The organism is Streptomyces sp. NPDC041814 (assembly GCF_055590565.1).
This window is the reverse complement of the sequence record NZ_JBVJAM010000012.1, coordinates 131,479-139,375: the sequence shown is the minus strand read 5'-3', so window position 1 is coordinate 139,375 and position 7,897 is coordinate 131,479. Positions and strand designations below refer to the sequence as shown.

Annotated in this window: 8 protein-coding genes; 2 read left to right on the top strand and 6 right to left on the bottom strand. The window is 71.7% G+C overall.

What is annotated here, in order from left to right:
• Window positions 1-65: 65 nt before the first annotated feature.
• The 6 genes from ACZ6C6_RS27720 to ACZ6C6_RS27695 form a co-directional block, all read right to left on the bottom strand.
• Entirely contained in the window at window positions 66-1,436 is a 1,371-nt protein-coding gene (locus ACZ6C6_RS27720) for a condensation domain-containing protein (RefSeq protein WP_469206388.1), read from the bottom strand.
• Window positions 1,433-1,984 (bottom strand): prephenate dehydrogenase/arogenate dehydrogenase family protein, encoded by a 552-nt coding sequence (locus ACZ6C6_RS27715; protein ID WP_469206386.1) that lies wholly within the window; start codon window positions 1,982-1,984, stop codon window positions 1,433-1,435. The genes ACZ6C6_RS27720 and ACZ6C6_RS27715 overlap by 4 nt, the downstream gene beginning before the upstream one ends.
• Window positions 1,985-2,015: 31 nt before the next feature.
• A complete protein-coding gene (locus ACZ6C6_RS27710) occupies window positions 2,016-2,819 on the bottom strand; it encodes a TIGR03084 family metal-binding protein (protein ID WP_469206384.1) in 804 nt (267 codons plus the stop codon).
• Window positions 2,820-2,912: 93 nt separating this feature from the next.
• On the bottom strand, window positions 2,913-3,356 hold the full coding sequence (locus ACZ6C6_RS27705) for an acyl-CoA thioesterase (RefSeq protein ID WP_469206382.1): 444 nt from the start codon (window positions 3,354-3,356) through the stop codon (window positions 2,913-2,915).
• A 97-nt stretch (window positions 3,357-3,453) separates the two neighbouring features.
• The gene (locus ACZ6C6_RS27700) at window positions 3,454-5,157 is read right to left on the bottom strand and encodes an FAD-dependent oxidoreductase (protein ID WP_469206380.1); all 1,704 of its coding nucleotides are present in this window, start codon (window positions 5,155-5,157) and stop codon (window positions 3,454-3,456) included.
• Complete coding sequence (locus ACZ6C6_RS27695) at window positions 5,154-5,726, bottom strand: DUF5987 family protein (protein ID WP_469206378.1); 573 nt, start codon at window positions 5,724-5,726, stop codon at window positions 5,154-5,156. Before ACZ6C6_RS27695 ends, ACZ6C6_RS27700 begins: the two co-directional genes overlap by 4 nt.
• Before the next feature lie 283 nt (window positions 5,727-6,009).
• On the opposite strand from ACZ6C6_RS27695, the gene ACZ6C6_RS27690 reads away from it, so the two are divergent.
• Together ACZ6C6_RS27690 and ACZ6C6_RS27685 are read left to right on the top strand one after the other, a co-directional pair.
• The gene (locus tag ACZ6C6_RS27690) at window positions 6,010-7,005 is read left to right on the top strand and encodes a ParB/RepB/Spo0J family partition protein (RefSeq protein WP_469206376.1); all 996 of its coding nucleotides are present in this window, start codon (window positions 6,010-6,012) and stop codon (window positions 7,003-7,005) included.
• A gap of 94 nt (window positions 7,006-7,099) precedes the next feature.
• Window positions 7,100-7,825 carry a helix-turn-helix domain-containing protein gene (locus ACZ6C6_RS27685; RefSeq protein WP_469206550.1) on the top strand — a complete coding sequence of 242 codons (726 nt, stop codon included), beginning with the start codon at window positions 7,100-7,102 and terminating at the stop codon, window positions 7,823-7,825.
• The last annotated feature ends 72 nt before the right edge of the window (window positions 7,826-7,897 follow it).

Below are 7,897 nucleotides of genomic sequence, written 5' to 3'. Positions count from 1 at the left end.
CGGAACGACCGGGGCGGGTGGGGTGCGGGAAGTTTCCCGTACCCCACCCGCCCCGGTCGTTCCGCTCAGCCGAGGCTGTTCCAGGCCCGGTCCGGTTCGCGTACGGCCGCTTCGACCAGGGCGGCGTAGGTCCCGGCCCAGCCGGCGACGGTCTCCGGGTCCAGCTCCTCGGTGTTGAACTGGATGTGCCCGCCCAGTTCGCCGGTGGCCAGGGCGTGCACGGTCCAGGCGACGCCGTGCGGAATCCAGGCGCCCTCCGGGGTCAGGCCGGCCGGCTTGGGCACCTCTTCCGTGGCGTCGGCGATCCGGGTGGCGTCCGGTTCGAAGGGCGGGGCGAAGGCGCCGAAGATGAGGTTGGTCCTGCGGGGCTCGTCGTTGGGCGACATCAGCTCGGGCAGCATGTCCTCGACGTGCTGGATGGGGACCGCGTTCTCGTGCCCCTCGCGGCAGGTCCGGGCGGTGGCTTCCAGGACGTCGCGGAAGGTGTCGCGGCCTGCGAGGCCGGTGCGCAGCGCGAGGAAGTCCATGAGCGGGCCGACGATGCCCTGGTGGCGGGGGTCGGGGCGCACGGTGGTGAGCGTGTCGATGACCGGGTCGGTCGTGCCGTTGATCCGGTGGGCCAGCAGGTTGAACGCCGCCAGGTAGACGGTGGAGACGGGGGTCCCCGCCTGCGCGGCCAGCTCACGGGCCCCGGTCACGGTGGCGGCGTCGAGCAGGAAGTTGTGCGCCGAGTAGGGCGCGGAGTGGACGTGCGGGACCTCGCGGTCGGTGGGGAGCGCGAAGACGCGGGCGTCGGCCAGCTTCGCACGCCAGTAGGCGCGGGACTCCTCGGTGCGGGGCGCGTTCTCGCGGGTGAGCTCGTCGTGGGTGAAGTCGGTGTACTGGACGGCCTCGGGCAGGGCGGCGGGCCGGTCCTCGGCGTGGGCGCGGATCAGTTCGGCCAGGTCGCGCAGGAGCACCTGCATCGACCACTCGTCCCCCGCGGTGTGGTGCGTGACGAGGCTCAGGACGGCGTCCTCGGCGTCGAAGCGGACCAGGCGGGCGCGGAGCAGCGGCACGGTGCGGGGGTCGAGGCTCCCGGTCTCGGCCTCGTTGCGCAGCCGCTCGGCGGCGGCGTCCCGGTCCGGCCCCGCCGCCACGGCGAGGTGGTCGACCAGCAGGGGGACGGACCGGGCGGGCACGACCTCCTGGGTCGGGGTGTCCTTGTCGCGCTTGACGACGGTACGCAGGATGGTGTGCCGGACCACGAGCCGGTCCAGGGCCCATTGGAGGTCCGCGGTGTCCAGCGGACCGGTGATCCGCCAGCTGCCCGCCATGGTGAAACGGTGGCTGAAGAATCCGGCCTCGTCGCCCTCGTCCCCCGAGTTCCACAGCACCTGGGGCGCGGAGAGGGCTTCGGGCTGCTGGCCGGACGTCTGCTGGGTGAGCGTGGTCATCGTCTTCCTCTTTCGGAGATCGGGGATCGGGCCCGGCGGCCCGGGGGCACGTCGTCGCGGTGGGCGCCGCAGGTGCGGACGAGGCGGTCGACGGCGTCGAGGGCGTCCGGTTCGACCAGGGGGTAGGGGCACACGGTCCATGTGCGGCCCGCGAGGAGCCCGGCGGCCGGTCCGCGCGGCCGGACGGGGAGGCGGGGGCGGCCGGGGACGTAGCCGCGCAGGTCGCAGCCGCGCAGGCGGGCTTCGTCCCAGATGCCGTGGTCCCCGGCGGTGAGGTCGGTGTAGGCGCGGCCGAGACCGGCCGCCTGCGCCTCGTACAAGGTGTCGAGCACGGCGGCGGTCGGGGTGGCGACGACGACGAGTCCGGCCGGGAGGCTGTCGGGCTCCAGGGCCGTGCCCGCGCCCCGGAACACGGCCCTGGCGAGGGCGCGCGGGTCCTCGTCGGCGAGCGCGACGCTGCTGCCGGCCCGGGTCAGGGCCAGGGCGATGGAGGTGCCGAGCGTCCCGCAGCCGATCACGGTGACGTCGTGCGGGGCCGGGGCGGTCATGGCGGGCGCCGGGGGTCCGTCGGGTGCCGGGTCAGTGGCTGTGGGCCGCGAACTGGCCCGGACGGCGGCCCTCACCGGCCGGTCCGCGGTACGCCTGGGCCAGGCCCAGCCACTCGGTCGCCCGGTCGCCGCTCGCGGACAGCGCGAGGTCGTCGGGGTGGCGGCGCCGGGTGACCAGCAGGCAGAAGTCGTGGGCGGGGCCGGTGATGGTCTCCTCGGCGTCGGCCGGGCCGATGCTCCAGTGCTCCCCGGAGGGGGCCGTCAGCTCGAAGCGGAACGGCTCGGCCGGCGGCGTCAGGCCGCGCGAGAGGTAGCCGAAGTCGCGGGTCAGCCAGGCGAACTCGGCCAGGTGGCGCAACCGGTCGCTGGGCTCGCGGCGCACCCCGAGGGCGTCGGCGATGTCCTGGCCGTGCCCGAAGACCTCCATGATCCCGGCGCAGGTGAGGATCCTCGGGGGGAGCGGGTTGACGAGCCAGGGGACGATGGAGTCCTCCGGCACGGCGGCCAGGGCCCGCACGCACGCCTCGCTCTCGGCGGTGAAGGCGCCGAGCAGCTGGGCCGGGGTGAGGTGGTCGAAGCCGCGGAGCGCCGCGTTGACCGCCCCGTTGAAGTCGCCCGCCGCACCGGCGGCGATCTTCTCGAAGGTCTGCGGGTCGGCGGCCGCGGTCCTGGCCAGCTGGAAGATGAAGGTCAGGTGGGCGATCTGGTCGGCGATCGTCCAGCCGGTGGCGGGGGTGGGCGTCCGCCAGGCGGCGTCGTCCAGGTTCTCCACGAGGCGGATGGTCTCCTCGGCATCGATCGAGAGGTCCTTGAGGGTGTCCTGCAGCGTGGCCATGGGGTGTCTCCTGGGGTGGGTTGTGTGAAGCAACTCGATGGGGTTGCGTGAAGCAACCCACTGGGCGTGCGTGGGCCGTACGACGACGGGGCGTCAGGCGGCGAGCGCGGCGCCGGAGTACGGCGCGAGGGCCTGGACCAGGGAGTCCGGGACGAGCGAGGGGACGGTCGCGGTGTTGGGGCCGCGCATGCAGGCGATCCGCTGGCGGCCGCGGGCGACCAGGGTCTCGCCGCCGTCCTCGGCGAGCCGCACGTAGTCGAAGGTGAACTCCAGCTGGGTCTGCCCGAGCTCCGCCAGGCGCATCCGGATGGACAGCTCGTCGAAGGCGGTGATCTCCGCGAAGAACTCGCAGTCGACCTTGAGGGTGAAGAGCTTCAGGTCGTCCTGGACCTCGGCCAGGACGGCCGGCGCCTCCTGCTTCAGGAACATCTCACGGCACCGTCCCTGCCAGCGCAGGTAGTTCACGTAGTACACGTTGCCGACGAGGTTGGTCTCCTCGAAGGAAACGGTGTGGAGGTACTCGAAGTAGGCGCTCATGGTCTTTCCTCTTCCTGCTCGGTGACGCGGGTTTCGTGAAGCAACTTTCCGGCGATGAGTGGCCGCCCGGGCCCCTGGCCCGGGCGGGGGCGCGCGGCTATCCGGCGACGGGCGACGTCGTGGGCGCGGGCGCGGGTACGGACGGTGAGGGGATCACGGTCAGGGTCCTGGACCGGCTGTCGCGTACGGCGGCGGGGAGCGTTCCCCGGTAGCTGACGCGGACCCCCTTGTCCTGGGCGGCGCGCACGATGCCCGGGACCGCTCGTTCGGCGATGGCCGCGATGGTCATGGCCGGGTTCACCGTGAGCGCGCCGGGGACGGCCGAGCCGTCGGTGACGAAGATGCCGGGGTGGCCGCGGAGTTCGTTGCGGTCGTCGAGGGCGGAGGTGTGCGGGTCGTCCCCCATCCGGCAGGAGGCCAGGGGGTGCACCGTATAGGCGCCGACCAGGTCGTTGGTCCAGGGCATGACCTGGGACAGGCCGTCCTTCTCCAGGATCTCCTTGACCTCGGCGTCCGACTTCGCCCACGCCTCGACGGTGCTGGTGGTGGGGGCGTAACGGAGGCTGCCGCGGCCCAGCATCTGCTGCGAGATGCGGTGCGCGTTCCCGGTGGCGGGCGGCGGACCGAAGACGCCTTCGTTGTTGTCCTCGATCATGGTGAAGATGGTCAGCCAGGACTGCCAGCGCTTGAGGATCTCCTTCTTGGCCTTGCCGAACCAGGAGGGGGCGGCTTCTCCCGGCACCTGGGCGAGGATCGTGCCCAGGCCGGGCGGGAAGTAGAGCTGTTCCAGCGAGTAGCGGGAGAACTCGGGGAGCGATCCGTCGAGCCGGTCCCAGTTGGCGACGGTGGGGCCCTTGCCGATCTGGTTGACGGCGTAGGCGGTGCCATCGCCCCGGTCGAGCTTCAGCAGCTCGGCGGCCTTGTCCTCGTCGATGATCGCCGTGTTGAGGCGTTCCCCGTTGCCGGAGAAGTAGCGCCCCACCGCGTGCGGCATGGTGCCGAGGTCCTGCTCGCTGCGCTGGAGGATGACGGGCGTGGCGCCCGCGCCGGCGGCGATGACCACGATCTTCGCCTCGATGACGCCGCTTCCGGTGCGGACCCGGTAGTCCTCGGCGTCGATGACGTCGTAGTGGACGCGGTAGTCGCCCTCGGCGGTCCGGGTGATGCGCTGGACCTCGTGGAGTGGCCGGATCACGGCGCCGTGGGAGACGGCGGCGGGCAGGTAGTTGAGGAGGAGGGACTGCTTCGCCTCGTAGCGGCAGCCGGCCATCATCCAGTTGCAGTTGGTGCACCGGGAGCCGTCCACGGCGGTCGGCAGCGGGTTGGCGGTGCGGCCGGAGTGGTCGCACGCGGCCGCCCACAGGCCGCCGGCGTAGCTGACGTCGTCCCAGTCCTGCCGGGTGACGGACAGCGCCTGGGCGACACGGTCGTACCAGGGGTCGAGGGTGTCGCGGTCGATGGCCTTCGGCCACATGCGGCGGCCGATGCTGCCCTTACGCTCGAAGACGAAGCGGGGTGCGCGGGGCATCGCCGCGAAGTAGACGACGCTGCCGCCGCCGACGCAGTTGCCGCCGAGGACGCTCATGCCGTCACCGACGACGAAGTCGAAGGCCCGGGTGTAGGAGGAGCCGAGCTTGTAGTCGTGCTCGAAGTCCTCGCTGGTCAGCCAGGGTCCTCGTTCCAGCACGGTGACGGAGGCACCGCCGGCCGCGAGGTGGTAGGCGGTGATGGCGCCTCCGAAGCCGCTGCCGATCACCAGGACGTCGGTGCTTTCCGCAGGGCTCTCCGCGGGGTTCGTCATGCCGGGCTCCCGGAGGGTGTCGTGTCGGGGTGCAGGCGGGCCAGCGGGCGTCCGTAACCGGGCTTCGCGAAGCTCCAGAAACCGTCCGCGCCGGGCGGGGTGATGCCGAGGGCGGCGAGACCGGGGTGGTTCGCGGCCAGGGCCTCCGCCGTGTGCAGGTGGGCGGCCGAGTCGAAGGACATGTTGGAGAAGAGGGCCAGCAGGATCCAGAACTCGCGCTCGGGGTGTCCGGTGGCCGTCAGCCGCTTGACCAGTTCGGTGCGGTGCTCGAAGTCGAGGGCCACGAAGGGCGGGACCGTCGCGTCGAGCTCCAGGTCGTGCTGCCCGGCGTAGCCACGGGCGTGCTCGTCCAGGAGTTCCGCGAGGCCGTCCACGCCCTCCGACATTCCGGTGGCGTCCCAGCGCAGGAGGTCCAGCGCGCCGGCCGCGACGGCTCCGCCGCCGGTGGCCGCGCCGGCCACCGCACGGTCCTCGGGACCGCGCTTCTCACCGGGGATTATGGTGTCCGCGAATGCTTCCAGGGTCAGTTGTGCGCTGTCGGCCGACGGCCGGCCGGTCCCATCCGTCATCAACTCTCCCTCTCCGGACAATCGGAATGCCGTGCGGCATGCCGAGGAAGCTATGCGAGCGGGGCGAGTTCAAGCAACGGGTGAGTCTGTTCAAGAAACGACCGAGTTCCACGAAGCAACTAACCGAAGTCTCATCGGGGCCGTTCCGGGCCGCTCGATAAAACCAGCCAGCCGGTAGACTTCGAATCGCTCTTCGAACAGCGGAACCGGATCGCACGACGCGTCGGAAATCGTTCCACCTCTCCACGTCGGGAACATTTCACCCCCACTTCCAGGAGCACCCATGAGCGGTTCTGCCGAGGAACAGACGGAGCTACCCGCCCATTTCACGCAGCCGGTGCGCATCAGCGATCTGACACCCGGCCGCTCACCGCGTCTGGACGGGATCGACGAGGCGCACGCCCGGCGGCTCGCCGAGGTGTACGAGTCGCTGCCGCCGGTTCTGGTGCAGCGTCCGACGATGCGGGTCATCGACGGGATGCACCGGCTGCGGGCCGCCGAGATCCTCGGGCACGAGGTGCTGCGGGCGCAGTTCTTCGACGGCGCCGACGAGGAGGCGTTCATCCAGTCCGTCGCCCGGAACATCGCGCACGGGCTGCCGCTCTCGACCGCCGACCGCAAGGCCGCAGCGGAACGGATACTGCGGTCGTTCCCCGCCATGTCGGACCGGAGCATCGGCATCTACACCGGGCTCGACGCGAAGACGGTGGCCGCGGTCCGGCACCGTTCAACCGTGGATTCTCCGCAGCTGAACACGCGTGTCGGGCGTGACGGCAAGGCCCATCCGCTGGACCGCACCACCGAGCGCCGGCAGGCCGCCGAACTCATCACGCTGCGCCCGGGCCTGACCCTGCGCATGGTGGCCGAGCGCACCGGACTCTCCCTGGGCACCGCCCACGACGTACGGCAGCGGCTGCTGCGCGGTGAGGACCCGGCGCCCCAGCCGGGACCCCGTTCCGCGGTGCGCCCGGCCCGCGACACGGAAAGCCCGCGGCGCGCGGAACCCGTCCGCCGCACACCGTCCGGCGGGGGCCGCACCGTGACGACCCGGGACGCACTGGACATCCTGCGGAGCCTGGCCGGCGACCCGGCGCTGCGGCAGACCGATTCCGGGCGCGACTTCGTCCGGTGGCTGCACGCTCATTTCCTCACCGACGAGGCGTGGCGGCGCCAGATACCCGCCATCCCGGCGCACAGCCGACAGGCGATCGCCGATGTGGCGATGAAGTGCTCGGATTCATGGCGCCGATTCGCGAATGAAATGCATACCGGCCGCTGAACATGCGGATCGCGACCCGTTCGAAGTCAGGCAGAAGGGATCTCTTGTGACTTCCCCCTCGGTCAACCAGGCGATTCTTCGCGTCGTCGAAGAAATGCACGAACGTCTCGATCAGGAACTCACGATCGATGACATGGCACGCATCGCCATGTTCAGCAAATTCCATTTCACCCGGATCTTCCGGCTCACCACGGGAACGTCACCGCGGCGGTTCCTCTCCGCGCTCCGGATTCAGGAGGCGAAGAATCTTCTCGTCTCCACCGACATGAGCGTCGCGGACGTGAGCAGCCGGGTCGGCTACAACAGCGTCGGGACGTTCAGCACCCGGTTCAAGACCTGTGTGGGCGTGTCGCCGAGCATGTACCGGGAGAGCGGCGGCGATGTGTCGGCGCTCGGTCCCGCCCCCGTCCGCGCCGCCGACGACGGCCCCGCGCCGCTCGCCATCCGAGGGCGGGTGGTGCTGCCCGGCGACCGGGCCCTGGGCCAGGTCTTCATCGGGCTCTTTCCCAGCGCGATCCTTCAGGGCCGCCCCGTCCGGCACACCGTCATGGACGGCCCCGGCCCCTTCCAGCTGCACGACGTGCCGCCCGGCACCTGGCACGTGCTGGCCTACTCGGTCCCGTACGGCACTCCGCTCCCCGCCGGCCAGGGCGGGTACGCGCCGGACACCCTCAGCGTCGGCCGGTACGGGCCGGTCACCGTGCAGCCGGGGGTCGCCGTGCTGCCCGCCGACATCGTGCTGCGCCCGGCCGATCCGCTGGACCCGCCCATCCTCGTCGCCCTTTCGGGCCAGGACCTGCGCACCCCGGTCGCCGCCTGAGAGGCCCCGGGACGCACGAAGGGGCCGGCGGTGCGAGGGGGATTCGCACCGCCGGCCCCTTCGTGCGCCGCG

Coding starts and splice junctions, on each gene's coding strand:
- ACZ6C6_RS27720 (WP_469206388.1), bottom strand. CDS start 1,436: ATGACCACGCTCACCCAGCAGACGTCCGGCCAGCAGCCCGAAGCCCTC.
- ACZ6C6_RS27715 (WP_469206386.1), bottom strand. CDS start 1,984: ATGACCGCCCCGGCCCCGCACGACGTCACCGTGATCGGCTGCGGGACG.
- ACZ6C6_RS27710 (WP_469206384.1), bottom strand. CDS start 2,819: ATGGCCACGCTGCAGGACACCCTCAAGGACCTCTCGATCGATGCCGAG.
- ACZ6C6_RS27705 (WP_469206382.1), bottom strand. CDS start 3,356: ATGAGCGCCTACTTCGAGTACCTCCACACCGTTTCCTTCGAGGAGACC.
- ACZ6C6_RS27700 (WP_469206380.1), bottom strand. CDS start 5,157: ATGACGAACCCCGCGGAGAGCCCTGCGGAAAGCACCGACGTCCTGGTG.
- ACZ6C6_RS27695 (WP_469206378.1), bottom strand. CDS start 5,726: ATGACGGATGGGACCGGCCGGCCGTCGGCCGACAGCGCACAACTGACC.
- ACZ6C6_RS27690 (WP_469206376.1), top strand. CDS start 6,010: ATGAGCGGTTCTGCCGAGGAACAGACGGAGCTACCCGCCCATTTCACG.
- ACZ6C6_RS27685 (WP_469206550.1), top strand. CDS start 7,100: ATGCACGAACGTCTCGATCAGGAACTCACGATCGATGACATGGCACGC.